This is a genomic window from Bacillus cereus group sp. MG20, from assembly GCF_040459885.1.
GTDB classification, from domain to species: domain Bacteria; phylum Bacillota; class Bacilli; order Bacillales; family Bacillaceae_G; genus Bacillus_A; species Bacillus_A cereus.
This window is the reverse complement of sequence record NZ_JARVHF010000001.1, coordinates 228,008-254,943: the sequence shown is the minus strand read 5'-3', so window position 1 is coordinate 254,943 and position 26,936 is coordinate 228,008. Positions and strand designations below refer to the sequence as shown.

Below are 26,936 nucleotides of genomic sequence, written 5' to 3'. Positions count from 1 at the left end.
TCAGCTTTTGATTTTATTAGCAAAAAGAAGTGAAAATAGAAGATTAAGTTACTTGTCCAAGCAATTTTTATTTAAATGCATATAATGCTGGTAGTTATTTGAAATTTTTATAGGAAACTGATAGGAGTGAACATTGTAAATGGATGATTTAAATAAATTTTCTTCCTTTAAGTTTGATAAGGATCAAAAGAATATAATTATAGACCTTTTACTCTCAGATATTTTTAATAGGCATGGGATCAATGAAGAAAAACTAAAAAATTTATCACCAGAAAAAAAGCAGCAAATTAAAAGTATTGTTTCTGAAATACAATCACAAGTTAATAATTATTTAGATTGAAAGGGGGTGAACGTATGGACAAAACATGTCATTCAGATGAAAATAAAAAGTGGAGTGCATTAGATTCCTCAAATCCTCATCCGTCTTTTAAAAATGCTAGCGTTTCAGAAGCAGCTGCGCAAGAAAGTAAAACGTACCAAATTTCTGAAGAATCTATTACAATTGTAGATTCAGCAGATGTAGAAGTTACTACTACAGATACAAAAGCTGCTTTATCTATTCAAGCAGCATTACAAGCAGCTATTGTGGTTATAATAAGTGTTTCTATAGCAGACAGTGAAAAAGCTGACCGTGTAGCACAAGAATTGTTTCAAAAATCATCTATTAAACAAATTAATAAACAAGAAACTGTTATTAGAAATTCTAGAAATGTTACAGTTACGACTACGGATACAGACATAGCAGTAAATGTTCAAATTCTTCTCCAAATTTTATTAGCTTTACTAGTAAAATTAAATATTTTATAAAATGTTTAACTTGTTTTTTATCTAGTGATTCTTACAGGTGAATATTTACTGTTTTAATTATAGTACAGGCTATAAATATTAATCATAACTGGACTAATATTTAACATCGTCAAAATAATAATGAGAGCAATGTGATGGAAAATAAAGTTTGGTTATTTTATGAAAATTTAAAAGCCATTTCCTTTATTGGATTTGGCTTTTAAATTTTAAACAGTATGAATTTGAAAAGATTATATTAAGATAAAGAATTAAAATATAATGATACAAAATACTTATAAAATTATTCGTGTTTTAGAAAAATAATAAGAAAAAGGTGTTTAAAATAGAATCATTTGCATTAACAGTTCAAGTTTTGAAGAATAGTGCATACAATATAAAGTGTTTTCCTTTCTTCATTTAAGTTTTACGTATATAATTTAAAAGTACTATTTTTATTTTATTATTTTATATTTATAACAGAATAGAGGTTTAAAAATGGGTGTTAAAATCATTACGGATAGTGCGGCGGATTTACCAGTAGAATTGCTGCAAGCATATGATATTGATTTAATTCCACTCCGTGTATATGATGAAGCAGAAACAGAGTATTTAGATGGAGTAACTTTAGAGTCAGTTACATTATTGCAAAAAATGAGAGAAGGCGCTGTTTATAGAACGTCATTGCCTTCACTTGAAACTTTCCAAGAAAAATTTGTTTCTTATGCAAAAGAAGGTAATCCTTGTATATATTTAGCCTTTTCATCTGAACTGTCTGGTACATATCAATCATCAGTTGTCATTAAAGAGGAAGTAAAAGAAACATATGCAGATTTAGATTTAGAAATTATTGATACGAAATGTGCTTCGCTTGGTCAAGGTCTTGTCGTTTTAGAAGCTGCTAAAATGGCAAAAGACGGCGCATCAAAAGAAGAGATTTTAAACCGTGTCGCTTTTCTAATGAACCATATGGAGCACATCTTCACTGTAGCTGACTTACAGTACCTTGTTAGAGGTGGACGTTTAAGTAAAGTAGCTGGTTTTATCGGTGGTTTATTAAACATTAAGCCAATCTTAAACGTGGAAGAAGGAAAACTTGTACCACTTGAAAAGGTGCGAGGGAAAAAGAAAGTATTAAGCCGTATTGTTGATATTATGGAAGAGCGTGGTAAAGACCTTAAAGATCAAACAATCGGTATGACTCACGGTGACGATTTAGAAACAGCCGAAGCATTAAAAGCATTAATTACGGAAAGATTTGGCTGTGAAGTATTTATCGTAAATACAATTGGTGCAGCAATCGGAGCACATACAGGACCTGGAGTTATAACGTTATTTTTCTTAAATGAAGTAGAATAAAGGATTGATCTTTTGATCAATCCTTTTTTATTTTTTAATCTGTGATAATCGGTCGATATGGTATTGATGAAGATAAAATCTTTGAAGTTTTCCTATATCAAATGCAATCTTGTAGAGGGAGTATTTTTTATATGTGGAATGATACTTAATGGTAGAAAAAAAGTATAAATAAGAATGTATTTATAGGAATCTGAATATTTAATGATATCGAAATTTTGTCATTTCATATATAATTGTGTAGGGGAAATATCTGTAACTATTTGTAAAAATAGGAGGCGGCTATAAAAATGCAAGAAATTGCTAGATGGGATTTAAATCGATTGTATTTGAATGAGGATATTCTAATTCTGATTTTGGAGTTGAAAGAGCAATATTTTGTAACAAAAGATGTAGAGGTTCTTTCAAAGCTTATACAAGCTATTGAAAAAGCAGAATACTATTTGTACTGTCAATCGGTTGAAGAAAGTGTTTCATCTGACCTTACTAATTTGACTGTGAAAGTGAAGGAACTAAAAAGTGAAGTACAGCAAGTAATAAAACATAATGAAGTGGAAACTTCAGATAATACTAAGTTAATAAAAGATGAACTTAATGCGTGGGAAAATATGTACATACAATTACGGGATAGGATAGAAATAGCGCACAATAACAAACAATTATCATTTGGACAAGCAAATAACATTGCAATGAATAGTGATAATGAAAAGGAAAGATTAGAAGTATTCGAGTTACTTACAAGTACTTTATATAAGGAAAAAGATATCTTTGCTACTGTATTAAATCAAATAGGGAGATTGCGTAATATAAAGAGTAATGAAATAGAAGATAGAGAGATTTTAACACAATCTTTTCATGCGAATGGCATTTCAGAAACTGTATTATTACAAATGTGGAATGTGACAGAAGAAAACCTTGATAAATTAGTAAGTGCTTTAAACGTGTATAAGAAAGGGAAAGCTTCGATTACATGGCATGAACTTATGACAGTAAAGGAAAGTAATGAGGTTACTATTCCTTTTTCAGTCGCAGTACAAAACGTTTATGATGCATGTAAGAATATTGATGAAGAATTAGCAGAATTTGCACGTAATGCGATAGAAAGTGGATGGATAGATGCTGAACCGAGAGAGAATAAACCACCAGGTGGGTTTTGTGCTCCATTTTTCAGTGAGAAAGAATCGAGAATCTCCATGCGTTATGATGGGAGTATAGATAGTGTAAGAGTGCTCGCTCATGAATTAGGACATGCTTGGCATTTTTATAATATGAGTTTTGAACAATCTACATCTTTTTTAGATGATTATTTGCCGATGAGTACGGCTGAATCAGCATCTATTTTCTTTGAAACGGTACTCTTAAATTATCTAATTGAAACAACGGATAGTAAAGATATGAAAAAGGCATTGCTTAGCTGGAAAATAAGAAATAGTTTTAATTATGTAATGGCAATACGAGCATCGTATCAGTTTGAAAAAACATTTTATGAAAAATGTAAAGAGGGTCCATTAAGTGCTGATGAAATTGAGAAATTATCTATAATGGCACAAAAAGAAGCATATGGAAATGCTTTAAGTGAATACCAGCCGTTTGTATGGATGAAATATATTCAATTTTATATAGCAGATGTTCCTTTTTACAATTATCCATACACATTTGGATATTTAGTAAGTTTTAGCTTATTAGAAATAGCTCAAGAAGGTAAAAGTACTTTTCATTCGAAATATAAAGAGTTTTTACGAGAAACAGGAAAGGCTCCAGTAGAGAAGCTTATGAAAAAACATTTTGAAATAGATATAAGAAATTATGAATTTTGGAATAAGGCTTTTATTCAAATTTCTAAAGACATTGATGAATATTTGCAGCTTATGTAAGGGGAGAGTATAGTGGATCAACAGTTTATAAAAGGTATACCTTTTTCAACTTTAGAATATGCAAAAGCTATAAGTTTATTAAAAGGTTGGGTACATGAACAACAAGAGAAACCAAGGTTTGTAGTAACTGCAAATCCTGAAATTGTTATGTCTGCAAAGGAAAATACGGAAAAATCAAAGCAGTTTAAAAAGATGTTACTATCTGCGGATTTAATAACAGCGGACGGGATTGGTGTCATAATTGGCTCGAAAATATTAAAAGGAACTTTGAAAGAACGTGTTACTGGGGCGGATTTAACTCACGATTTAATAAAATATTGTAACGACAATGAATATCGTGTCTTTCTTTTTGGAGCCGCTCCAGAAAGTAATAAAAAGGCATTAGAAAAATTAAATGAGCAGTTCCTAGGAGCACAGTTTAAAGGACAGCATGGATTTGTAAATGGTGAAGAAATAGAAAAAATAAAAATAAAAATTAAGCAATTCAAGCCGCATTTACTACTCGTAGGACTAGGTTCACCAAAACAAGAAGAGTTCATCTATGAAAACATACAAACATTAAACGTTCCGCTATCTATTGGTATCGGAGGCATGATTGATATAATATCTGGTACTGTAAAAAGAGCACCGAAAATGATGAGGGATACTGGAACTGAATGGCTGTATAGGTTACTCTCACAGCCGAAAAGATTGAAGAGGCAACTTGTACTTCCGAAATTTTTATTGTCGGTTATGTTAGAGAGCGTGAAAGGAATGCTAAGCTAAGATAGGATAAGTAAGATGATAGAGCCGTTATCTAATGAAAAAGCTACAATGATTTTTCAAGAGCTGAAAGTAGAATGTGAAACTTTATTTGAATTTAAAATTCGAAATGCAATACCTATTCACCGTGGTTGGCTAAATTTGAAGTGGAAACTCGAAACGGATGCAGGGGATTTTGTATTAAAGCAATATAATCAAGAACGGTACAAAATGTATAACTCAGACCTTTTAATACAAGCATTACAACAACAGCAAAGATTACATAATAATGGTGTAAGTTGTCCAAGGGTATTAATTTATAAAAATAATGTAATGCATATATCAAAAAGTGATGAAAGATTTATAGTATTAGAACATAAGGAAGGTAGCTTAGTTTCACCAGGAAAAGTGAATCAAAAGGAAATTCACTCTCTTGGTCAGACGATAGGTTATATGCATAACTTGTTAAATGATGGCTCTTTAATAAAAGGAGAAAATCCTAAATTTGTTCCACCTACTAAAGAGGCGAGATTGAAACATTGGGAAGAAAAAATGAGAGAAGTAGAGAAGCTAGGAAAAGAGCACATTCTCCCTTATATAAAATTACAGCAAGAAGCAACACAATTGGTAAATACAGAACAATTTCATAATAGCCAACGGGGATGGGTGCACCGTGATTTATGGGTAGATAATTTCTTGTTTCTTAATGATAAAGTATCAGCGATTCTTGATTTTGATCGCATGGATTACGATTATGTAGAGTTAGATATTGGCCGTGTAGTTATATCGTGCGCATTAAGTGACGGAGTATTAAATAAGAGTCTTGTTGCATCATTTTTAGAAGGGTACCGAAATGAAGTAGACTTTCCAGTAGGGAATATTGTTCGGGCAATTCAAATGCTTTGGTACATGGAGAGTACTTGGTGGATCCATGCCAATATGGATCAGCATAGTGTACCACCTTCACGCTTTGCAGATGAAATGAATTGGATAGCTGAAAATTATGGTGTATTACATAATATATTGGCCGACTTATAAATAAAGAGGAGACTACATACATGAACAGAATCGGCATTATTGGAGCAATGCAAATTGAAATAGATTTACTTTTAGAAAAACTAGTTATACAAGAGGAACAGACAATAGCGGGAATGCCTTTTTATATTGGAGAATTCATGGGAATAGAAGTAATTATTACACGTTCTGGTGTAGGGAAAGTAAATGCAGCTGCATGCGCGCAAACATTAATTCATAAATTTGATGTAGACTCTATCATTAATACGGGCGTTGCTGGCGGATTACATTCAGATGTAAAAGTCGGCGATATAGTTATTTCAACGAATGTTACTCATCATGATGTAAGTAAAACTCAAATGAAAAACTTATTTCCGTTCCAAGAGGAATTTATTGCAAGTAAGGAATTGGTAGAGTTAGCACGTAAAGCTTGTATTAGTAGTAGTTTACAGATTGCAGTTCATGAAGGAAGAATTGTCAGCGGTGAATGTTTTGTTGAAGATTCAAAGTTAAAGGCGAAATTAATAGAAGAATACGCACCTCATTGTACAGAAATGGAAGGGGCAGCAATTGGACATGTTGCCTATATAAATGATATACCGTTTCTCATTATAAGATGTATTTCTGACAGCGCAGATGATGAAGCTCAAATTTCTTATGATGACTTCGCGAAAACTGCTGCGAATTATTGCTCAGAAATTATTATTGAGATGCTTAAAAATATATCTGGTAAAACCATAGTCCAAAAGGAGAGATAGGAATGTTACAAGCATTAATTTTTGATATGGATGGTACGTTATTTCAAACAGATAAAATTTTAGAATTATCATTAGATGATACTTTTGATCACTTAAGATCATTACAATTATGGGATACAGTAACACCAATTGATAAATATAGAGAAATTATGGGTGTGCCGTTACCGAAAGTTTGGGAAGCTTTATTACCAGACCATTCTATTGAAATAAGAGAACAAACAGATGCATATTTTTTAGATAGACTTATTGAAAACATAAAAAGCGGAAAAGGCGCTTTATATCCAAATGTAAAAGAAATATTTACATATATAAAAGAAAATAATTGTTCCATTTACATTGCTAGTAATGGTTTGAAAGAATATTTACGAGCAATCGTAACTTATTATGCTTTAGACAAGTGGGTGATTGAAACGTTTAGTATTGAACAAATACAATCGCTAAATAAAGGTGACTTAGTTAAAAGTATTATGAACAAATATGATATAAAAGAGGCAGCGGTAGTTGGTGACCGGCTATCTGATATAAATGCAGCGAAAGACAACGGTTTACTTGCAATTGGGTGTAATTTTGATTTTGCGCAAGAAGATGAACTTGCTCAGGCTGATGTAGTAATAGATGATTTAATGGAGTTGAAGGGGATATTACCTGCTGTACAGAGGTAAATAAAGTGTGTGCGTTTTTTGCCAAGTCCTATATGTCTTAGTTTATGGAGGGAATATGATTAAAAATAATTTTAAAATTAGTAATATTCCTGCGGTTTTATGGGGAGATAAGAGTGATAAAATTTTTATTGCAGTACATGGAAATATGTCAAATAAGGAAGATACAATTATTCAAATATTAGCTGAAGAAGCCAAACAAAAAGGTTATCAAGTATTAAGCTTTGATTTACCTGAGCATGGAGAAAGAAAAGATGATAATACTCCTTGCCAAGTACAGATTTGTGTTAGTGAATTATCTATAATTATGAATTATGCAAAAGAACATTGGAAAGAAATAAACGTGTTTGCATGTAGTATGGGAGCGTATTTTAGCCTTTTAGCTTATCAAAATGATGTGGTAGAAAAGGCATTATTTTTATCACCAGTAGTTAATATGGAACGAATTATCGAAAATATGATGAAATGGTTTAATGTAACACCAGAGCTTTTGCAAAAAGAAATGATTATAGAGACACCTATTGGTCAAAAGTTATATTGGGATTATTTATGCTATGTAAAAGAACATCCTATTAATATATGGAATATAGATACATATATTATGTACGGAGCCAAGGATGAACTGTGCGAATTTGAAACTATTAACTATTTTACAAAAAAACATCGTTGTGAATTAGAAGTTATGGAGACGGGTGAACATTACTTTCATACTGAAGAACAGTTAAAGATATTTGAACAGTGGTTACACAAACATATCGATTAACAAATTACAATTTATTTTGAACCTGTTAGAGAAGAATGAGAAATATATAAACTTATAGTATATTTGAGAGAATTTATAAATGGTGAATGTATACACTTAAACAAACACATGCTTTAATTCGATAAGAATTAAACAACTTTAAAGAGCCTTATCACACACTAGATTGTAGCAAGGCTCTTATATTTTCATAATAAAATTAATCAACTGTATTATCGGTTTAGATATGAAGTGAAGAATACGCACGCTATGAATTAAATAAAGTAACAACCATAAAAATGCTCAGAATAAATGATTCTCGAGCATTTTATATATTTTCGTACTTAGGGGGAATGGACTTGAAAGATATACATATTCAACAAATAGAAAATTTAATGGGATATGAATTCAGTCATCTCGTTCAAGACAGTGAAGAAGAAGGTTTTAATTTCCTAATAAGGCTAATAAGTGAATATAAAAACGAAATAAATACATTCAATAAAACTGGAGAATGTTTATATGGTATTTTTCAAGGTGATATGTTAATTGGAGTTGGAGGTTTAAATGAGGATCCGTACACAAAAGACAATAAGATTGGGCGGTTAAGGAGATTTTATATTTCAAAGGATTATCGGCGTTTAGGGTTAGGGAACTTATTATTAAACCAACTATTATGTCATGCGGAAAAGTATTTTGAAGTGATTGTATTACATGCTGACACGAAGGAAGGAGATGCGTTCTATACTGCAAATGGATTTGTAAAAGAGGGGTTATATAAGGGATCTAGTCACTACAAAGTATTATCGAGGTAGCTACCAAAAGAATAGACGGACAGGTATTTTAGTTGGTAAATCGATATATCTTAAAAATCGCTGATATATGAAGTTGCGATCCTTATATTAAAAACAACTTTTATAATTTCATTTACTAAATTGTTATTATAAAAAAGAGCACCTTAGCTTTTAAAATTTAGCTTATAAGGTGACTCCTTTTCAGTCAATTACGTTTTAACGTTCATTTGTTTCAATAATAATCCTGGTTTACCTTTTACATAATAAAAATGCGGATTATTTTCATCATCATAAAGCATAATATAAGGCTTTTCATTTAGTGGGAGCAGTATAAGTACTTCGTCTATTGTAGTGTGTAACCATTGATTAGTAATAGAAACCGGCTTAGATAATGGGATTTTTATCATATAGCCATCTTTTGGAACGACATTTAAGTTTTTAAATGTACCAGTAATTGCTTTAGCGTATTGAACTGCTTCTTTTTGGACTATTGGATCTAAAGATTGTTTTTGAATGACCATTTCTTTTTGACAATCAAACACTTCAATTTGTTGATTTGTATTTGCTAATGCATTTGTTGATAATAGAAATAAAAGAAGAGAAATGACCCCGATTTTTTTTATCATAATACAACACCTCACCATTACTATCCCCTCAAAAGCTTTAAATATTTTTCTGTCACATTCATGTAACAAAGATGTTGTATGATACAATTGGTTTTTGTTTAAAAGCAATGGAGGAAAAAATATGAAAGTTTTAATTGCAGATGACGAACAAGATATGTTAAGAATTTTAAAAGCTTATTTTGAAAAAGAAGGCTTCGAAGTTTTATTAGCGAAAGACGGAGAGGAAGCACTTCAAATGTTTTATGATGAAAAAATTGATTTAGCAATTTTGGATTGGATGATGCCGAAACATAGTGGTATTACTGTCTGTCAGGAAATAAAAAAGAATTCAAGCGTGAAAGTATTAATGCTTACGGCGAAAAGTGAAAGCGAAGATGAATTAGCTGCGCTTCAAAGCGGGGCAGATGAGTACGTGAAAAAACCATTTCATCCAGGAGTACTAATTACGCGAGCGAAAAAGCTTATTCAGCATGATGATATTATTCAAGTACAAGATGTAAAGATAAATTTCGCCAAAAATAAAGTATATAAAAATGATATAGAGTTAGAAATTACAAAAACAGAGCTCGAATTAATAAAATGCTTTTTAAATCATAAAGGAACGATTTTAACTCGTAAAAAATTGCTAGATATTGTATGGGGATTTGACTATTTTGGAGAAGAGAGAACGGTTGATACACATGTAAGAAGGCTGCGTAAAAAAATTGGAGAAAATATTATTAAGACGCATCGCGGGCTGGGCTATAGTTTGGAGGAACAAAGTGAATAAACTTGGGAAAAAGTTATTTTTAAGTATTTCTGCAACTGTTATTCTCATCTTTATGATTTCATTATTATTCATTAACAACCTCTTACCGAACTATAATATTTATAAAACACGTGAAAACTTAAATAAATTTACAACACAGATACAAAATACAACAGTGGAAAATATAGAGGATGTTATTCATACAATTGAAAGTGAAAATAACGTTACAATTGCGTATACGCCAATTAATCAGTCAGAAGATGCTATGAACGAAGCGTTACGCATGCAACTTACGAAAAAGAAAGTAACTTTAAATAAGCTTTGGATTACGAAAGACGAAGTTATGAAAGTGAAGACGGAAGGGCAATCGAATAAACTGTACGATCAAGGAAAGGTAAAAGCGAGTTTTTTTGCTAAATATATTGCGAAAGATGATACGATAATTTTAATTGGGACTTCCATTGCGAATTCAAATGAAATTATAAATACGTTAAATACATTTTACTTATACATCGTATGTTTCTCGCTCCTTCTTATTATTTTACTTGTGTGGATACTTTCAAAAATAATAACGACGCCACTTAAGGAGCTAAGTGATGTGGCTCAGGATATTTCACATTTGCAGTTTAAAAGAACGAAAGTGAAAACGAATGATGAAATAGGAGAGTTGGCCAATAGTATTAATATCATGAGTGAAAAACTACATGAGGCACATCAAGACTTAACTGATCGTAATGAACATTTAAAACGATTTATGGGTGATGTAACGCATGAATTAAAGACACCGATCGCATTAGTAAAAGCATACTCTATGGGGATTAAAGATGGATTAGATGATGGGACTTATGTAGATACAATTATTAAACAAACAGATCAAATATCAAACTTAATTGAAGAACTATTACGATTTTCTAAACTAGAAAGAGATATTTTACAAAAAGAAGAATTCCCCATTGAACCACTGGTCCAGAGTATATTAGATAAGCATCAGATTGACCTGGATTCGAAAGCAATTGACTTACAAGTAAACTGTAATACGGGTGATACAATCGTTTATGCAGATTTAAATAAAATGAGAATGGTATTTCAAAATTTAATTTCTAATGCAATAAAATATACAGCAAATCAAAGCATAATAATTACTTTAGAAGATAGAAATAAAAGTATATATTTTCAAATAAAAAATGGCATTCATACGGATAAAATTAAAGATATCGAGAAAATTTGGGAGCCTTTTTACGTACTAGAATCTTCTCGTAGTAAAGAAAAATCAGGTACAGGATTAGGACTAGCGATAGTGAAAAGTATTTTAGAAAGACATGGTTTTGAATATGGAGTTTCCTCTATAAATGGAGAAATTCAATTTTATATAAATGTGAAAAAGGACTAATGAAAATTTAGTCCTTTTTGCAGCTTTAGAGGTTAGCGATACAGGATGAATCACCATAATTTTCAAAATTGATGTATTAAATGGAGAATTAGCAAATGTTCTACTTTCATTAAATTCACGTGAAGTTCACAGGGAAACGTTATATTTACATAGTTACATTTGAATTTAATGAAGTGAGGTATTCGGATTTGAAAAGAAAGAAATTAGTAATTGGTAGCATTTTAATGGGGATGACGTTATCTTTATCTGCATGTGGTTCATCAGATAATATTGTAACTACAAAATCAGGAAGCATTTCAGAAAGTGATTTTAACAAAAAATTAAAAGAAAACTATGGTAAACAGAATTTATCTGAAATGGTAGTAGAGAAAGTATTAAATGATAAATATAAAGTTACGGATGAAGAGGTAACGAAACAACTGAAAGAATTAAAAGACAAGATGGGCGATAATTTTAATACATATATGGAATCTAATGGTGTGAAAAATGAAGATCAGTTGAAAGAGAAATTAAAGCTTACTTTCGCTTTTGAAAAAGCTATTAAAGCAACCGTAACGGAAAAAGATATTAAAGATCACTATAAGCCAAAGCTTCAAGTTAGCCATATTTTAGTGAAAGATGAAAAGACAGCAAAAGAAATTAAAGAAAAATTAAATAGTGGCGAAGATTTCGCGGCATTGGCTAAACAATATTCAGAGGATCCAGGTTCTAAAGAAAAAGGTGGAGAACTATCTGAATTTGGACCAGGTATGATGGTGAAAGAATTTGAGGATGCTGCATATAAGTTAGAAGTTGGTCAATTGAGTGAACCTGTTAAATCTTCTTTCGGATATCATATTATTAAGTTAACGGATAAAAAAGAGCTTAAACCGTATGAGGAAGAGAAAGAGAATATTCGTAAAGAATTAGAACAGCAACGTATACAAGATCCTCAATTCCATCAACAAGTTACTAGAGATCTGCTTAAAAATGCAGATATAAAGGTATCTGATAAAGACTTGAAAGATACCTTTAAAGAGTTAGAAAAATAATAAATGGAATGTAAGACAATCGATAGAAATATCGGTTGTCTTTTTCTCTATTTTTCCGGCTATTTGCCGGGCAGTAAGACCCCAAAACTCAAAATTCAGCGGAAGCAAAGAAGTTAGGTGTGGGCTCCGCTACCCGTAAACGCCCGATTGGTGAGGGCTCACTTTATATAGAAGCTGGGAGTGGGAAAATACTTTCACACCTGTATTGAATTTTACTTAATAAGAAATCTTTGAGTTTCTCAACTATTATATAAAAATAAAACTGAATTTTCAGTTATTTTGTTATATAGTAAAAGAGAACGAATAAGGGGAGGGAACATTTTGAGTAAAAAGAAAATGGCAATTACACTGTCAGCAATGCTATCTGCAACAATTATACCTAGCTTTACTATGGATGTGCATGCAGAGAAGAAAGAAGAGACTAAAAATACGAAAATTGAATTAGAAAATGGGATGACAAAGCCGATTTATTCTCTCGATGAAGCCATTATCGAAAATTTATATGTAGAGACAGAAGTTGATAGTGATCGCGACGGTAAGAAAGACAGAGTATCGATAAAAGTTATGCGTCCAAAGACAGATTCGAATGTGAAGGTTCCTGTTATTTATGAAATGAGTCCATATCGATCAGGATTAAAAGATGTTCCTGTATATAATGTAGATGAAGAATTGTATGCGTATGAAGGAAAACCGTATGGAGCGGTTAATCTTGGTTCGTATGGGAACTATTACGTGCCAAGAGGTTATGCAGTTATTCTAGGCGAAAGTATCGGTACTGGAAAATCAGATGGATGCCCTACAACTGGAGATGAACAAGAAATACTCGGTACAAAGTCTGTTATTGATTGGGTAAACGGTCGCGCGAAAGCATTTACAGAACAAGGTGAGGAAGTTCAGGCAAATTGGTCTACAGGAAATGTAGGTATGACTGGAGTTTCTTATAATGGTACACTACCAAATGCTGTTGCGACTACTGGAGTTGAAGGTTTAAAAACAATTATTCCAATCGCAGCAATTAGTAGTTGGTATGATTATTATCGTGCAAATGGTGCAGTAATTGCGCCAGGCGGATATCAAGGAGAAGATACAGATAATATGGCAGAAGCAGTACTGACAAGGGAAAATCCTGAAGTTTGCGGACAAGTTATAAAAGAGTTAACGGCTGGACAAGACCGAAAAACAGGTAATTATAATGATTTTTGGGATAAACGTAACTATGTAAAAGATACTAAAAATGTAAAAGCGAGTGTATTTGTTGTTCATGGTTTAAACGATTGGAATGTTAAAACGAAACAGTTCGCACAATGGTGGGATGCTCTTGGAGAAAATCATGTACCTCGTAAAATGTGGCTACATCAAGGTGGACACGGTGGGACATCAAGTAATAACTGGCAGCAAACACAAAATAAATGGTTAGATTATTGGTTGTATGGAATTGAAAATGGAATTATGGATGAACCAATGGTTGATGTGCAAAGAGAAAATAAATCGTGGCAAAAGATAAAAAATTGGCCAGATCCAGCGGCTGTACCTTCAAAAATCCGTATGTATTTAAGTAATAAATCAGTCAATTTGCCACTAAGTATGGGATCGGTTAATAAAGCTTTCTCATTCGTAGATGATGCACAAATCAAATCAAATCAATTAGTAGCAAACCCAGAATTAGAAGTAGCCAATCGATTAGTATATACAATGCCTGTACTGCAAAAAGATACAGGCATAAGTGGTACACCAAAGATTTCAATTACAGGAAATATTGATCGATCTGTATCAAATTTAACAGCATTACTTGTTGACTATGGAGGAGCGAAGCCGGAAATCGTAACGAGGGGCTGGATGGATCCACAAAACTTAAATAATATAGAAGATTCAACAGCGATTCAACCGGGCAAAGATTATACATTTACATGGGACATGCAGCCAGATGATTATGTCTTTAAAGCTGGACATCAAATAGGGGTCGTTTTAATTGCTAGCGACTATGATTATACAATTAGACCGAAAGCGGGCACGAAACTTACAGTGAAATTAAGTGAAGTGACATTGCCGATTGTGAAATAAATATTTTTTCCAAAGAGCTTACTAAAGTAAGCTTTTTGTTTTATAGTCTGAATTTTTAATTTTATATTTCAAATTGGAAGGTTATGTAATACAATATCATTATATTCTATGGAAAGTGAGTGATATATTATGACAGTCAGCTCTTTCGAAAGCGCATTAAAATTAGAGGTACGAGAAGATTAGTTGAATTGGAATCTTCCGTACGTAAAAACGGAGGAGAAAATAAATGTTTAGTTTTTATAGTACACTTTGTACGGAACTGTATGATTACACAAAACCAGTCGGTTATTCTTTAAATGGTGATATTGAGTATTACAAAGAACGTTTAAAAGATTGTAGAGGTAGAATTCTCGAAGCTGCAGTAGGTTCAGGGCGTGTCATCATTCCGCTTCTAGAGGCTGGTTTTAAAGTGGATGGGATAGATTATTCACCTGAAATGCTTGATTCTTGCCGTAAGCGGTGTAAAGAGAGAGGCTTACATCCTAATTTATATGAAGGAAGCTTGCAACAATTTTCACTTCCGCATAAATATGAGGCAATTATCATTCCTACTGGATCTTTTTGTTTAATTGAAAATCGTGTGGATTCTATAAACGCATTGAAATGTTTTTATGAACATCTTAATCCAGGCGGACGATTAATCGTAGATATTATGCTTCCGCATGACTGGAAGACTGGGGAAATTCATACATCGACTTTTTCTTTGCCGAGTGGAGACGGAATCACATTAGAAAATAAATCAATTGAAATAGATTGGCTGAACCAAGTTACTGTATCATATTTGAAATATGAAAAGTGGAGTAAAGGACAGCTAGTACAAACAGAGTTACAACGTTTTGCGCTGCGCTGGTATGGAATAGTAGAGTTTAAACTCCTTTTAGAAAGTATAGGTTTCTCTAACATTACTTGCTCTGCTGAATATGTTTATGAAAAAGAACCGTCAAATGCAAATCAAATGATTACTTTTGAAGCTCTGCGAAACGAAAAATAGAGAACTATCTATGGAAACAAGGCAGTCAATACAAAAACGACTGTCTTGTTTCCATTGTCCAAGCATTCTCCTACTAACTACATATACTATTTATGTTAAAATCGGTCACTATTTTAAACAGGACTGCTATTTTAATATATATAACTATTCAGGGAAGAGGGGAGAATAAATTTGGAAAACGAAGAACAAGGTAGAATTGAAAATCAAGTGTATTCAAATCGTGTAGTAAGATCAGAATTTGATGCGAATTGGGAAACTTGTATATCAAAGAGTGGTTATGTAATTTATATAGCAACAAGTAATAATGCTGAAGTAATAGTACTTCTTGCAGATGGTTCAAGTAAATTATTAATTTTCGAAAAAGGTGGTAAAGTAGTAGTAGGTGGCGGTGGAACAAGTCATTACAGTAAGCCACATATTGCAAGAAATATTTAAGGTAAAACATGTTAATTGAGAAGAAGCTGGAAGACGGTTAGTCATTCATATTTAGAGAATGACTAACCGTTTTTAAATGTAGTTTTTGAAGAATTATATAACCAATATAAAAAGCATTTCCTATTTCGGGAAATGCTTTTTATATGTTATAGTATAATAGTGTTTTAAAACAATGTTATTTTAATATATTTCAAATTTTGTTATGTATTATTTTTATATTAAATTAGCACCTAAAGTATTTTTTTATATAAGGAGTAGTAATTAGAGAAATGAAAAATATAGACTTTATACTAGAAAGTGATGAGGCATTAAAACCGTCTGAACGATTAGTACTATTATTATTAGAGAAGCATAGAATGTTATATACGAACGATCTATTGGCATTATCGAATTTATCATATAAAACATTAACAGATTCATTAACGGCGCTTGTTTTAAAATCGTATGTGTTAAAGGAAACAGGTAAGGGAAGAAGACAGAATTGCTATAGATTAGTATGATAAGGCAGCTGTTTTAGAGATTTTTACATATGTTTTTTAATCGTAAGGCGAAAATGTGTTTTTGGTTTTCAAACGAAAAACTTACTATAAAAGGGACTAAGATAGTAGTATTTCATTTTTGTAAGTGTAATTATTTCGTTATTGAAAATACTAAAATAAAATAAACCGCATAAAACAGAAATAAAAAAACAATCCATTTTAAAAATGGATTGTTTTTTTATTGGAATAATATTATTTGATATGTTGAAAGCATGAATAGCAGAATAAACATTACCTGTTATAGTTCATGTAACTGAACGAATATGATGAAAACTATGTGTATAGTTTTTTTAATTGCTTTTTTCAGTAACTCTAATGAAATCATAGTCTTTATTGTTTAAAGGTATTATTTTTAACATTATTGCTATTCAACATTTAGTACAAAAGTGTTTTATAATATTATTATGTAAACTTAAGTTTTTAAAAGGAAAATGTAATAATTAATAGAACATGTAGAAGGGGATGCTTAAATATTTTGAAGGATAGGAGATTATTATGGAGCATTTACAATCAATAGCACAAGCTGTTTTAAGTGGTCATAAGGAAAAAGTAGTGGAGTTTATAAAGGCGAGTCCAAGTATTGTTAACGAATGTAGTGAAGATGGATGGACACCACTTCATTTAGCAGCTTATTTTGGACAGAAAGAAATAGCGAGTTTTCTTTTAGAAAGCGGTGCAGATATACATAGTAGAGCGAAAAACGAAAATGAAAATACGCCTTTGCAAGCAGCAATTGCGAATAAGCAAAGTGAACTTGTTGCTTTCTTAATTGAAAAAGGATCAGATGTAAATATTATGCAAAGTGGTGGCTGGACAGGACTTCACGAAGCGGCATTATTAGGAAATGAAGAAATAATTATGTTACTCCTTAAAAATGGAGCTAATAAGATGATAAAGAAATATGATGGGAAAACAGCGTATGATATTGCATTAGAAAAAGGATATGATCATCTATTACATCATTTGAAACAGGAAGTGAACTTATGATGAATAAATGGAGTGTTGGTATATTTTTATTTAATGAAGTAGAAGTGTTAGACTTTGCAGGGCCATTTGAAGTTTTTTCTGTAACTGAGGTGAATGAAGAAAAACCATTTACTGTTTATACCGTTAGCGAGAATGGGGAAATGATTACAGCAAGGAACGGATTGAAGGTACAGCCAGATTATAGTATTGAAAATTTACCACCAGTGGATATTTTAATAATTCCGGGTGGGCTAGGTGCTAGAGAATATGAAATAAAAAATGAAATAGTAATAAAATGGATTCGCCAACAAATGAAAGAAGTAAAGCTGATGACTTCAGTTTGTACAGGAGCGCTATTACTGGCGAAAGCAGGTTTACTGGAAGGTTTAAAAGCAACAACACATTGGGCTAGTATTGAAAAGTTTAAAAATGAGTTTCAAAATGTTGAAGTTATAGAAAATGTAAATTTTGTAGATGAAGGACATATTATAACATCTGCCGGAATTTCAGCTGGAATTAATATGGCATTTCATATTGTGAAAAACTTGTTAGGTATGCATGTTGCGGAGGACACAGCGAAGCGAATGGAGTATGATATTAGTTTGCCAAATTAAAAAGCCCGGATTGGGCTTTTTATATTGAATGAATATAGTTAAGCTCTTCATCACTCAAAATAGGGCGAACAGATGCATTTGCATTTTCTTGTGCTTGCATTCCGGTTTTGGCACCAGGAATTACAACACTTACTGCCGGATGAGAGAGTACATAGCGAAGTGCAAGTTGCCCTAGGGTCTGATTTTTATTTGAGAGCAATCGAAGTTTTTCTACGGTTTGTAAGTCTTCTTGAAACCAAGTTTCATTTGGCCATTCTTTGCGTAAATCTCCATCTGGAAAAATTGTTTTATTTGTGAATTTTCCAGTTAAAATACCCATTTTTAATGGACCACGAATAACAGCTCCTAGATTTTTCTCTTGTAAGAATGGTAATATATCTTTTTCTGGTTTTCGATTTAATATATTGTAATCAAGTTGTACGATATCAATTTCGTTGTTGTTATTGAAATGATGAATGTATTGTAAATCATGAGTCGAAACACCGACTGCCCTTACTTTTCCATCACGTTTTAATATGTCAAATGCACGTAGAAATGCTTCTGTTTCTCTACGATTATGCCACCAAATATGACAAAAATAAAGATCAATATAATCTGTTTGAAGACGTTGTAAACTTGTTTCAAATACGGCGATGATTTTTTCGGGAGTATCATATACAGGAACTCCATTAGGGTCGTAGTGGTGTCCGATTAAACCACCTTTCGTTGATAGGATAATATCATTACGATGTCCTTTAATCGCGGTAGCCACCAACTTTTCACTATGTCCTAAACCATACACATCTGCAGTATCAATAAAATTCACACCACACTCAATTGCTTTTTTTATAGCAGTTATAGATTGTATATCGTTAACAGGTCCCCATTCATCACCACCGATTGCCCATGCCCCAAAACCTATTTCAGAAACAGTTATTCCAGTTTTACCTAATGTGCGGTAATGCATATTTCCCCTCCTTGTAAGCATGTTATAACATGGATATGTGGGGAAGGAATTTTGTGTGTAAAAAAACTCTTCTACAATAGTAGAAAAAGAATTACAGAAACTACTATTTTATAGCAGCATGTATAAAAAAAAACGGTGTAAATGTAGAAATGTCGTCGAATGCTATCTTTAATTGGTTAATTTATGGGATATTTTTGTGAAGGAGTTTATTTTATAAGAATAGAATTTAGTTTAGTAAGAAAACGTGCCGATGGTAGTGAAAAATATGGGTTAGGGGGATTTGAATGAGGAAACTCAAACGAGTAAATGTTCCTAATATACCAGAACAATCATCACAACCTAGTGACAAGCGTAAGATAAATAAAAAGAAGTTAAGGCGTCTTATTTTAATGGTCCTTTTTATTGCGGCAACTACTCTGTACGTTCAATATATTTTAACGAAACAACAAGAAGTAATTGATAAAAAGAAAGATACGATTACGGATCAAAAGAAACAATTAGTATCTTTAAAGAAAGATAAAGGTTCTTTAAAGACTAACATAGAAAATTTAACAGACGATGAAGAAGAAATTTTGAAGTTTGCGAGAAAAGAGTATCAATTTTCTAAGTCAAATGAAACTATATTTGTGATGCCAAAGTAATAAAAAAACAGTTAGCCATTGAACTGCACCTCCAATTGTTAGACACCGTCTAACAATTGGAGGTGCAGTTTTTTATGTATGAATGTCATGGTACAAGGAACAATCACATATTGTAAAAATGAAGAGTTTAAGGTATTTGCATAAATATGGAATATGCACTAAAATAAATGTTGTTAAAATTCTGTCAATTATATTATAATACAAGGTAAGCGGATACATTTTTTAATCAACGTTGAGTTCCTCGCTCATACGACTATTAAGAAACCCGTTATCCTCGTATAAGAAAGGAAGATAGCTGTGTACGCTTCAAATACAATTTATATCGTAGGGGATGCGAAAGCACCTCAAAATAATCCCATTACTGAAAAGTTTAAAAGCTATTTCGTAGCATTTGTACTTGTTAAGGATACAGGGGAAATTGTAGATGCAGACTGCTCAGCGACAATTGCATTAACATCTCGATTTGTTAAATATTTATTTCTACATAAAAATATAAATGACCCGGCGTTAGTAATGGAAGTAAAGAACCGATATTTCGGCTCTTCTCAAAAAGCGTTACTTGTAGCGCTAAAAGATGCACAGAAAAAATATAATCAGATTGCTGCTTTGTCTACTCAATCATAGACAAAATCCAGCCGTAAGAATCATTCTTATGGCTGGATTTTTTTATTTCACATTATCGTTCTACATCAAAAGTAAACGAAAACAAAGTAGAGAGATAGGAGAGTAAATGCTCAATAGGTTTACCTAATAATTCGTGGGTATAAATCTCCGGTGGATTAAGATTTCACTTCATTGGAGAACGAAAGGATGAACAAAATGAAAATTACAGATGTAAAAGTAAATCGTAGACGTATAAAACTTCATACACCGTTTAAAACCGCCCTTCGTACTGTAACAGAAATTGAAAGTATAGATGTTTATATTCATACAGACGAAGGAGTGATTGGTAAGGGGGCTGCAGCCGCAACGCCAGTTATTACGGGTGATTTCACCAGTGGAATGGAAGAAGCGATTTTAGGACCGATGCGTTCATGTTTAATTGGTCAAGATATCATTCAGTTTCAGCAGTTACTACAGCGCATTCAAATGAGTTGTATTGGAAATTCAAGTGCGAAAGCAGCGGTAGATATCGCTCTATATGATGTATATTGCCAATATCAAAATGTGCCGTTATATGCATTGTTAGGCGGGAAGAAAGAAATTTATACCGATATTACAGTGAGTGTGGATGAGCCTGTATTAATGGCAAAAGAAGCGAAGAAACATATAGAAAAAGGATTTCAAACATTAAAGATTAAAGTGGGTAAAGAGGCGCATTTAGATTTGGAACGTATTGAGGCAATTCGAAATGTGGTACCAAGAAATACGACATTACGTTTAGATGCGAATCAAGGTTGGAGTCCAAAAGAAGCGATCTCTATCATTCAAGAGATGGAAAATCGTAATTTAAATATAGAATTTATTGAACAACCAGTACACGCGAAAGATTGGGATGGGTTAAAGTATGTCAAAGATCGTGTGCAAACGCCAATTATGGCCGATGAAAGTATATTTTCAGCAAGTGATGCATTAAAGCTCGTTCAAGGAAGATACGCAGACTTAATTAATATTAAATTAATGAAATGTGGTGGCATACGTGAAGCATGGCGTATTGCAGATATCGCAGAAACGGCTGGTGTGAAGTGTATGGTGGGAAGCATGATGGAATCTTCACTTTCCGTTAGCGCTGTTGCACATTTAGCGGCAGCACATCCTAATATACATTATTTTGATCTTGATGCACCGCTTTGGTTAATGGAAGAGCCAGAAGGAATGACTTATTCTGGATCAAAGGTAAACCTTCAATCAACAGTGAATAGTAAGTCTTAGGAGAAGAGACTAGTAAACTATTTTTTTAAGGGGGATATATATGAAAAAAGCAGGAACTGCATTTTTAACAACTTTATTTATATTTTCATCGTTTACATCGGCAAATGCTGAAGAAAAGAAGGATAATAAAGCATTTATAGATGTATCTGCTGCAACGTTATGGACAGCACCTGATTCATTAAGGTCAATCGATACACCGAGTGCAACAAATCCAGTGGATCTTTGGAAATGGACGAAATCAATGACACTTGACGAGAAACTATGGTTAACAAATGCAAATAAATTAGAAACACAAGCGTTACTCGGTCAAGAAGTAACTGTTATTGATAAGAAAGGCGAGTGGGTGAAGGTATTAGTGCATGGACAGCCAACACCACGAAATGAAGAAGGTTATCCGGGCTGGATGCCTGAAAAGCAATTAACATATAATCAAGAATTTGCAGATAAAACAAATGAACCTTTTGTGTTAATAACAAAGCCAACAGCGATTTTATATATAAATCCTTCTGAAAAACATAAATCACTTGAAGTCAGTTATAATACAAGACTGCCGCTATTAAGTGAAGACACAATTTCATACCGTGTATTGTTGCCAAATGGTCAGAAAGCATGGCTACGAAAAAATGATGGAACAGTTTACCGTTCTCAAACTGATATTCCAAAACCGACAGCTGATGATTTAATTAACACAGGGAAAATGTTTTTAGGTTTACCGTATATATGGGCTGGTACAAGTGGTTTTGGATTTGATTGCTCTGGCTTCACGCATACGATCTATAAATCGCACGGCATTACAATTCCGCGAGATTCTGGACCGCAATCAAGAGCAGGAATTGCAGTTAATAAAGAAAACTTACAAAAGGGAGATTTAATCTTCTTTGCACATGATCAAGGGAAAGGTAGTGTCCATCACGTTGCAATGTATATTGGTGATGGCAATATGATTCACTCACCAAGAGCTGAAAGGTCGGTAGAGATTATACCGCTAAATACACCAGGATATATAGAAGAATACGCTGGTGCACGTCGTTACTTACCTTAAAAATAGAGGGGGTTTTCAAATGAAAAAAATTGTTCGTTACTCATTAGTTAGTACTCTATTAGCTTCTTCATTTTTAGTTGGCTGCGCAAAAGAAAAAACTGCAACAAAGCCGAAAGATGAGAAGAAAGTATTACAGTTACTAGAAACGGGTGAAATTCCGTCGTTAAATTCAGGGAAAGTAACAGATGCGGTCTCGTTTAACGTTTTGAATAACGTAATGGAAGGACTGTTCCGACTATCGAAAAATGATGAAGTAATTGAAGCCGGCGCACAAAAATATGAAGTGAGTAAAGATGGAAAGACATATACATTCCAGTTGCGTGATGCGAAATGGTCTAATGGAGATCCAGTAACCGCTCATGATTACGTATACGCTTGGAAGCAATTGATTAATCCAGATACAGCTTCTCAATATGCATACATTGCGTACGATGTAAAAAATGCTGAGAAGATAAATAAAAAACAACTAGGTCTAGATGAATTAGGGGTAAAAGCGAAGGATGATAAAACGTTCGTCGTAGAGCTAGAACATCCTGTACCGTATTTTACGAAATTATTAATTTTACCATCCTTCTATCCAATTAACGAAAAATATGCGAAAGAGCAAGGTGAAAAATACGGATTAGAGGCAAATAAAGCGGTATATAATGGACCGTTTACATTATCAGAGTGGAAGCACGAAGCTAGCTTTACAATGAAGAAAAACGATAAGTATTGGGATAAAAAAGAAGTGAAGTTAGATGAAGTAAACTATCAAATTGTAAAAGAAATTTCAACTGCGGTAAATTTATATGAAACAGATAAAGTTGATAGAGCTGTTATTTCTACAGAATTCGTGGATAAATATAAAAATAATAAAGAGCTAAAACAATATACAGATCCAGTTATGTACTTCTTCCGATTTAATGAAAATGTACCGATTCTTAAAAATAAAAATGCACGTCTTGCGCTAAGTACAGTTTTTGATAAGAAAGGACTTGCGGATTCATTTTTAAATGATGGTTCGGTTGCTGCAAACTATTACGTACCAAAAGGATTTTTAAAGGGACCAGATAAAAAAGATTTTAGAAGTACGGCAGGTGAGTTTAATAAAACTGATGTAAAAAAAGCGAAAGAATATTGGGAAAAGGCAAAGCAAGAAACAGGTACAGATGAAGTGACGTTAGAACTATTAAATTATGACTTAGAAAACTTTAAAAAAGTTGGAGAGTACATTAAAGAGCAGCTTGAGAAAAACTTACCAGGCTTAAAAGTGAATGTGAAATTACAGCCACATACGCAAAAATTAGCACTTGAGAAGAAAAAAGAATATGAAATGTCGTTATCACGCTGGTTACCGGATTATCCAGATCCAATGACTTACTTAGAAGTATTCCTTTCTGGAAGTAGCGTCAATAATACAGAATATGCAAACCCAGAATATGATGCGTTAATTAAGAAGATTAAAACAGAATTAGGTAATGATGAAAAGGCTCGCTGGAAAGCAATGCAAGAAGCTGAAAAAATGCTACTGGATGATGCAGTAATTGCACCGGTATTCCAGCGCGGATTATCTTACTTACAAAAACCATATGTGAAAGATTTATATGTACATCAATTTGGTCCAGCTACAAGTTTAAAATGGGCAGATGTACAAAAATAAAAGAATGGGGAAACAGACTTCACGTATGTGATAGTCTGTTTTTTTGTACAGTTCCGAATGAAATATAGACATTTCATATGTTTTTTTACGACTTAAAAATAAAATTATTACTAAAATTCCAGTGTGAAATTTATGTAGAATCTTGTATAATTAACGTGTTTCTATGGAAACATTTTCTTGCGCTATTTATATAGGGCTTAATAGAACAAGGAAGGAAATACATACATGTATATAATAGACAAATAGAATGGAACATGTATAGAGAAAAAGGAGAGAAAAGATGGCGTGTCAAAAACAAGGGTTACAATTTAATAACGATAGAAAGAGGGACAGAAGATGAAAATGAAGCATGCTTTTGGTCCTATAATTTTAGCGTGTGTGCTTTTTTTCATTATCATTCTAATCCCATCAAAAAGTTTAGTATCGCTTATTAGTGATAAGAAGGTAGAAGATGCGGCAACTTCTTTACAAAAAGAGAAATTACAAAGTGTTTTCTTGCAGCAAAAAATGTTAGAGAATTCACAGTATTTACCGATGTACGGTTCATCAGAATTTTTACGAATGGATGCATATCATCCGTCTAATTATTTCAAAGTAAATCCAGCTGGTTTTACACCGTTTTTAATTGGAACTGGCGGTACACAAAGCTTAGCTCATATTTTAAATATGACATCTACTATGGATGAATTAGAAGGTAAAAAAGTAGTCTTTGTTCTTTCACCACAATGGTTTACAAAGACTGGTGTTTCACAAGGGGATTTCACTAATAATTTCTCCAAACAACAAGCATATCATTTTATTTTTAATGATGAGATAAATCCAGAAATGAAGAAGCAAATCGCGAAACGGCTATTAGATTATAAAGTTGTTCAAGAAGATGATATATTAAAAAATTCATTAGAAGGTATTGTATATAATGATACGAAACATAACATAAAAGCAGGTTTAGTTAAACCACTTGCTTATATGCATCGAAATATTTTAGATCATAGAGATTTATTTAACTCTTTATTTAAAATCGAACCGATGAAAGAGAAAACAAATAGCGGACTTCGTTCAATTTCTTGGGAAGACGCACGTAAACACGCAGAACAAGAAGGGAAAACAGAGTCTACTACAAATACATTTGGAATTGAAAATCCGTATTATCATAAGAATAATCTGAAGAAAAAACTAAAAGGTTTAAAAAACTTTAGAGCAAATGAAACATATGATGAATCACCAGAATACGATGATTTACAAATTATTTTAGATTTATTTAAAGAGAAAAATGTCAAACCACTCTTTATTTCTGTACCTGTAAATGGACCTTGGTATGATTATACTGGCTTCCCGAAAGAACGCCGTGAAGTGTATTATAATAAAGTTCGAGAACAGGTTGAGAAAGCAGGATATCCAGTAGTTGATTTCTCTGGTCATGAATATGATAAGTATTTCTTAAAAGATACGATTCATTTAGGCTGGAAAGGTTGGATTTATTTTGATGAAGCAGTGCAGAAATTTAATTCTGAGAAATAAAGTATAGAAATCGGAATGGCTATGAGCCATTCCGATTTTTTTAGTATAGAGGATTTTGGTGAGGACAATTTGGGAATGCATGTATATCTTGAATCTGTCTATAATCATAATGTTTCATTGCAAACTGGGCTTGATAAAGGTATTCATACACATATAATTGACCATCATGCGCTGAACATAATACACCAGAAGTTCCTTGCCCATTTATGAAGGAAATACCGATAGGGCGTCCGATTAAGTATGGTATTTTTTGCTGCCAATGCATAGGGGAATCACTCCTTTTTGAGATAATATACGAAAGAAATGATTAAATGGTTGCTTATCCATGTAAATGTAGATGGAAAGGTGTTATATAATTCCTGAAGATTAATTCATATATAAATAAAAAACCGCTATAATTCCGAATGAATTTATAGCGGTTTTTATTATATTCTTAAGCGAGATTTTTACGCTTTTTTGTCCATTTTTTTATAACGAAGTATAAAAGTATAAGTACGACGCCACCAATTGCGAATGATTTCACATACGGACCAGCAATATCATTTATATTCTCCCAATTTTCACCTAGTTTTTCACCTAAATAAATGAAAATAATAGACCAAGGGATAATCGCAAGTGCTGTTAATGTAGTGAAACGTAGTAAAGGCATTTTTGTAATACCAGCAGGAATTGAAATCGCATGACGTACTACTGGAATGAAGCGTGCTGTAAAAATGACGCCAGTTCCGTAACGATTAAACCAATCTTCTGCAGCATCTATTTGTTTTTTATGTATGAAAATATATTTTCCATAACGTTCTAATATAGGTCGTCCGCCGTATCGTCCAAGCCAATAAATAAAGATTTGGGCAATAACACCGCCAATTGTACCGAATACAACTGCGCCTATAAATGAGATACTTCCATTGAATACTAAGTATCCTGCATAAGCAAGGACAATTTCACTTGGGATGATCTCAATCATAAGTCCAAGCATAATGCCCCAATAACCTAATCCTTCAAAAAACGTTAATACTGAATGAATAAAACTACTTAACATTGTTGCACCTTCTAGTTTATGAATTTTTGAGTATAAGAACCTTTTATTTAATTACCTAAAAGGTTCACTATATGTAGATTATACCTTATTTACATAGGGGATTGCTATTTCAATTCTTTT

General features: G+C 32.6%; 29 protein-coding genes. 25 read left to right on the top strand and 4 right to left on the bottom strand.

Annotated elements, in window-relative coordinates; translation table 11 throughout:
* Positions 1–139 precede the first annotated feature (139 nt).
* The 10 genes from QCI81_RS01385 to QCI81_RS01340 all read left to right on the top strand — a co-directional run bounded on the left by QCI81_RS01385 (position 140) and on the right by QCI81_RS01340 (position 8,736).
* The gene (locus tag QCI81_RS01385) at positions 140–340 is read left to right on the top strand and encodes a spore coat protein W (RefSeq protein WP_000342253.1); all 201 of its coding nucleotides are present in this window, start codon (positions 140–142) and stop codon (positions 338–340) included.
* Between the two features lie 14 nt (positions 341–354).
* Positions 355–807 carry a spore coat protein gene (locus tag QCI81_RS01380; protein ID WP_000361677.1) on the top strand — a complete coding sequence of 151 codons (453 nt, stop codon included), beginning with the start codon at positions 355–357 and terminating at the stop codon, positions 805–807.
* Positions 808–1,281: 474 nt separating this feature from the next.
* A complete protein-coding gene (locus QCI81_RS01375; protein WP_071732085.1) occupies positions 1,282–2,142 on the top strand; it encodes a DegV family protein in 861 nt (286 codons plus the stop codon).
* A 287-nt stretch (positions 2,143–2,429) separates the two neighbouring features.
* Positions 2,430–4,013: a M3 family metallopeptidase gene (locus QCI81_RS01370; protein WP_353810594.1), complete on the top strand. Its 1,584-nt coding sequence runs from the start codon at positions 2,430–2,432 to the stop codon at positions 4,011–4,013.
* Positions 4,014–4,025: 12 nt separating this feature from the next.
* Entirely contained in the window at positions 4,026–4,778 is a 753-nt protein-coding gene (locus QCI81_RS01365; protein WP_353810593.1) for a WecB/TagA/CpsF family glycosyltransferase, read from the top strand.
* Positions 4,779–4,793: 15 nt separating this feature from the next.
* Positions 4,794–5,792, top strand: coding sequence for a phosphotransferase (locus QCI81_RS01360; protein WP_071732088.1), 999 nt, complete (start codon positions 4,794–4,796; stop codon positions 5,790–5,792).
* A gap of 20 nt (positions 5,793–5,812) precedes the next feature.
* Positions 5,813–6,526, top strand: a complete 714-nt coding sequence (locus QCI81_RS01355) for a 5'-methylthioadenosine/adenosylhomocysteine nucleosidase (protein WP_071732089.1) — start codon at positions 5,813–5,815, stop codon at positions 6,524–6,526.
* Positions 6,527–6,528: 2 nt separating this feature from the next.
* Entirely contained in the window at positions 6,529–7,188 is a 660-nt protein-coding gene (locus QCI81_RS01350) for an HAD family hydrolase (protein WP_000938413.1), read from the top strand.
* A 55-nt stretch (positions 7,189–7,243) separates the two neighbouring features.
* On the top strand, positions 7,244–7,948 hold the full coding sequence (locus QCI81_RS01345; RefSeq protein ID WP_023522219.1) for an alpha/beta hydrolase: 705 nt from the start codon (positions 7,244–7,246) through the stop codon (positions 7,946–7,948).
* A gap of 335 nt (positions 7,949–8,283) precedes the next feature.
* Positions 8,284–8,736, top strand: a complete 453-nt coding sequence (locus tag QCI81_RS01340) for a GNAT family N-acetyltransferase (RefSeq protein ID WP_071732090.1) — start codon at positions 8,284–8,286, stop codon at positions 8,734–8,736.
* A 188-nt stretch (positions 8,737–8,924) separates the two neighbouring features.
* Here QCI81_RS01340 and QCI81_RS01335 read toward each other — a convergent pair whose 3' ends face one another.
* The gene (locus QCI81_RS01335) at positions 8,925–9,341 is read right to left on the bottom strand and encodes a hypothetical protein (protein WP_071732091.1); all 417 of its coding nucleotides are present in this window, start codon (positions 9,339–9,341) and stop codon (positions 8,925–8,927) included.
* 121 nt (positions 9,342–9,462) lie between these two features.
* Between QCI81_RS01335 and QCI81_RS01330 the strand changes: the two genes are divergently transcribed.
* The 9 genes from QCI81_RS01330 (at position 9,463) to QCI81_RS01290 (ending at position 18,116) form a co-directional block, all read left to right on the top strand.
* Positions 9,463–10,110 (top strand): response regulator transcription factor, encoded by a 648-nt coding sequence (locus QCI81_RS01330; protein WP_000865984.1) that lies wholly within the window; start codon positions 9,463–9,465, stop codon positions 10,108–10,110.
* Positions 10,103–11,479 (top strand): sensor histidine kinase, encoded by a 1,377-nt coding sequence (locus tag QCI81_RS01325; RefSeq protein ID WP_001037238.1) that lies wholly within the window; start codon positions 10,103–10,105, stop codon positions 11,477–11,479. Before QCI81_RS01330 ends, QCI81_RS01325 begins: the two co-directional genes overlap by 8 nt.
* A 188-nt stretch (positions 11,480–11,667) precedes the next feature.
* Positions 11,668–12,510, top strand: coding sequence for a peptidylprolyl isomerase PrsA (locus tag QCI81_RS01320; RefSeq protein WP_001987511.1), 843 nt, complete (start codon positions 11,668–11,670; stop codon positions 12,508–12,510).
* Between the two features lie 321 nt (positions 12,511–12,831).
* Positions 12,832–14,571, top strand: a complete 1,740-nt coding sequence (locus QCI81_RS01315; protein ID WP_071732092.1) for a Xaa-Pro dipeptidyl-peptidase — start codon at positions 12,832–12,834, stop codon at positions 14,569–14,571.
* 226 nt (positions 14,572–14,797) lie between these two features.
* Positions 14,798–15,562 carry a class I SAM-dependent methyltransferase gene (locus QCI81_RS01310; protein WP_000490914.1) on the top strand — a complete coding sequence of 255 codons (765 nt, stop codon included), beginning with the start codon at positions 14,798–14,800 and terminating at the stop codon, positions 15,560–15,562.
* Between the two features lie 171 nt (positions 15,563–15,733).
* Entirely contained in the window at positions 15,734–15,997 is a 264-nt protein-coding gene (locus tag QCI81_RS01305; protein ID WP_000426646.1) for a hypothetical protein, read from the top strand.
* Positions 15,998–16,266: 269 nt separating this feature from the next.
* Positions 16,267–16,497 (top strand): hypothetical protein, encoded by a 231-nt coding sequence (locus tag QCI81_RS01300; RefSeq protein ID WP_000789031.1) that lies wholly within the window; start codon positions 16,267–16,269, stop codon positions 16,495–16,497.
* A gap of 534 nt (positions 16,498–17,031) precedes the next feature.
* Entirely contained in the window at positions 17,032–17,523 is a 492-nt protein-coding gene (locus QCI81_RS01295; protein WP_000400688.1) for an ankyrin repeat domain-containing protein, read from the top strand.
* Positions 17,520–18,116 (top strand): DJ-1/PfpI family protein, encoded by a 597-nt coding sequence (locus QCI81_RS01290; protein WP_071732093.1) that lies wholly within the window; start codon positions 17,520–17,522, stop codon positions 18,114–18,116. The genes QCI81_RS01295 and QCI81_RS01290 overlap by 4 nt, the downstream gene beginning before the upstream one ends.
* A gap of 19 nt (positions 18,117–18,135) precedes the next feature.
* Here the strand turns inward: QCI81_RS01290 and QCI81_RS01285 are convergent, their stop codons facing one another.
* Positions 18,136–19,062, bottom strand: a complete 927-nt coding sequence (locus QCI81_RS01285; protein WP_071732094.1) for an aldo/keto reductase — start codon at positions 19,060–19,062, stop codon at positions 18,136–18,138.
* Between the two features lie 284 nt (positions 19,063–19,346).
* On the opposite strand from QCI81_RS01285, the gene QCI81_RS01280 reads away from it, so the two are divergent.
* The 6 genes from QCI81_RS01280 to dltD all read left to right on the top strand — a co-directional run bounded on the left by QCI81_RS01280 (position 19,347) and on the right by dltD (position 25,777).
* Positions 19,347–19,703 carry an FtsB family cell division protein gene (locus QCI81_RS01280; protein ID WP_001228739.1) on the top strand — a complete coding sequence of 119 codons (357 nt, stop codon included), beginning with the start codon at positions 19,347–19,349 and terminating at the stop codon, positions 19,701–19,703.
* A 297-nt stretch (positions 19,704–20,000) separates the two neighbouring features.
* Complete coding sequence (locus tag QCI81_RS01275; protein ID WP_071732095.1) at positions 20,001–20,327, top strand: DUF3870 domain-containing protein; 327 nt, start codon at positions 20,001–20,003, stop codon at positions 20,325–20,327.
* 186 nt (positions 20,328–20,513) lie between these two features.
* Positions 20,514–21,575 carry a dipeptide epimerase gene (locus tag QCI81_RS01270; protein WP_001038451.1) on the top strand — a complete coding sequence of 354 codons (1,062 nt, stop codon included), beginning with the start codon at positions 20,514–20,516 and terminating at the stop codon, positions 21,573–21,575.
* A gap of 40 nt (positions 21,576–21,615) precedes the next feature.
* On the top strand, positions 21,616–22,617 hold the full coding sequence (locus QCI81_RS01265) for a C40 family peptidase (RefSeq protein ID WP_071732096.1): 1,002 nt from the start codon (positions 21,616–21,618) through the stop codon (positions 22,615–22,617).
* 19 nt (positions 22,618–22,636) lie between these two features.
* Entirely contained in the window at positions 22,637–24,259 is a 1,623-nt protein-coding gene (locus QCI81_RS01260; protein ID WP_071732097.1) for a peptide ABC transporter substrate-binding protein, read from the top strand.
* Positions 24,260–24,595: 336 nt separating this feature from the next.
* Complete coding sequence (gene dltD, locus QCI81_RS01255; protein ID WP_071732098.1) at positions 24,596–25,777, top strand: D-alanyl-lipoteichoic acid biosynthesis protein DltD; 1,182 nt, start codon at positions 24,596–24,598, stop codon at positions 25,775–25,777.
* A 40-nt stretch (positions 25,778–25,817) separates the two neighbouring features.
* Here dltD and QCI81_RS01250 read toward each other — a convergent pair whose 3' ends face one another.
* Positions 25,818–26,042, bottom strand: coding sequence for a hypothetical protein (locus QCI81_RS01250; protein WP_000558689.1), 225 nt, complete (start codon positions 26,040–26,042; stop codon positions 25,818–25,820).
* Between the two features lie 168 nt (positions 26,043–26,210).
* Entirely contained in the window at positions 26,211–26,816 is a 606-nt protein-coding gene (uptA, locus tag QCI81_RS01245) for an undecaprenyl phosphate transporter UptA (protein ID WP_000952913.1), read from the bottom strand.
* Positions 26,817–26,936 lie beyond the last annotated feature (120 nt).

Coding starts and splice junctions, on each gene's coding strand:
- QCI81_RS01385 (WP_000342253.1), top strand. CDS start 140: ATGGATGATTTAAATAAATTTTCTTCCTTTAAGTTTGATAAGGATCAA.
- QCI81_RS01380 (WP_000361677.1), top strand. CDS start 355: ATGGACAAAACATGTCATTCAGATGAAAATAAAAAGTGGAGTGCATTA.
- QCI81_RS01375 (WP_071732085.1), top strand. CDS start 1,282: ATGGGTGTTAAAATCATTACGGATAGTGCGGCGGATTTACCAGTAGAA.
- QCI81_RS01370 (WP_353810594.1), top strand. CDS start 2,430: ATGCAAGAAATTGCTAGATGGGATTTAAATCGATTGTATTTGAATGAG.
- QCI81_RS01360 (WP_071732088.1), top strand. CDS start 4,794: ATGATAGAGCCGTTATCTAATGAAAAAGCTACAATGATTTTTCAAGAG.
- QCI81_RS01355 (WP_071732089.1), top strand. CDS start 5,813: ATGAACAGAATCGGCATTATTGGAGCAATGCAAATTGAAATAGATTTA.
- QCI81_RS01350 (WP_000938413.1), top strand. CDS start 6,529: ATGTTACAAGCATTAATTTTTGATATGGATGGTACGTTATTTCAAACA.
- QCI81_RS01345 (WP_023522219.1), top strand. CDS start 7,244: ATGATTAAAAATAATTTTAAAATTAGTAATATTCCTGCGGTTTTATGG.
- QCI81_RS01335 (WP_071732091.1), bottom strand. CDS start 9,341: ATGATAAAAAAAATCGGGGTCATTTCTCTTCTTTTATTTCTATTATCA.
- QCI81_RS01330 (WP_000865984.1), top strand. CDS start 9,463: ATGAAAGTTTTAATTGCAGATGACGAACAAGATATGTTAAGAATTTTA.
- QCI81_RS01310 (WP_000490914.1), top strand. CDS start 14,798: ATGTTTAGTTTTTATAGTACACTTTGTACGGAACTGTATGATTACACA.
- QCI81_RS01300 (WP_000789031.1), top strand. CDS start 16,267: ATGAAAAATATAGACTTTATACTAGAAAGTGATGAGGCATTAAAACCG.
- QCI81_RS01295 (WP_000400688.1), top strand. CDS start 17,032: ATGGAGCATTTACAATCAATAGCACAAGCTGTTTTAAGTGGTCATAAG.
- QCI81_RS01290 (WP_071732093.1), top strand. CDS start 17,520: ATGATGAATAAATGGAGTGTTGGTATATTTTTATTTAATGAAGTAGAA.
- QCI81_RS01285 (WP_071732094.1), bottom strand. CDS start 19,062: ATGCATTACCGCACATTAGGTAAAACTGGAATAACTGTTTCTGAAATA.
- QCI81_RS01280 (WP_001228739.1), top strand. CDS start 19,347: ATGAGGAAACTCAAACGAGTAAATGTTCCTAATATACCAGAACAATCA.
- QCI81_RS01270 (WP_001038451.1), top strand. CDS start 20,514: ATGAACAAAATGAAAATTACAGATGTAAAAGTAAATCGTAGACGTATA.
- QCI81_RS01265 (WP_071732096.1), top strand. CDS start 21,616: ATGAAAAAAGCAGGAACTGCATTTTTAACAACTTTATTTATATTTTCA.
- QCI81_RS01260 (WP_071732097.1), top strand. CDS start 22,637: ATGAAAAAAATTGTTCGTTACTCATTAGTTAGTACTCTATTAGCTTCT.
- dltD (WP_071732098.1), top strand. CDS start 24,596: ATGAAAATGAAGCATGCTTTTGGTCCTATAATTTTAGCGTGTGTGCTT.
- QCI81_RS01250 (WP_000558689.1), bottom strand. CDS start 26,042: ATGCATTGGCAGCAAAAAATACCATACTTAATCGGACGCCCTATCGGT.
- uptA (WP_000952913.1), bottom strand. CDS start 26,816: ATGTTAAGTAGTTTTATTCATTCAGTATTAACGTTTTTTGAAGGATTA.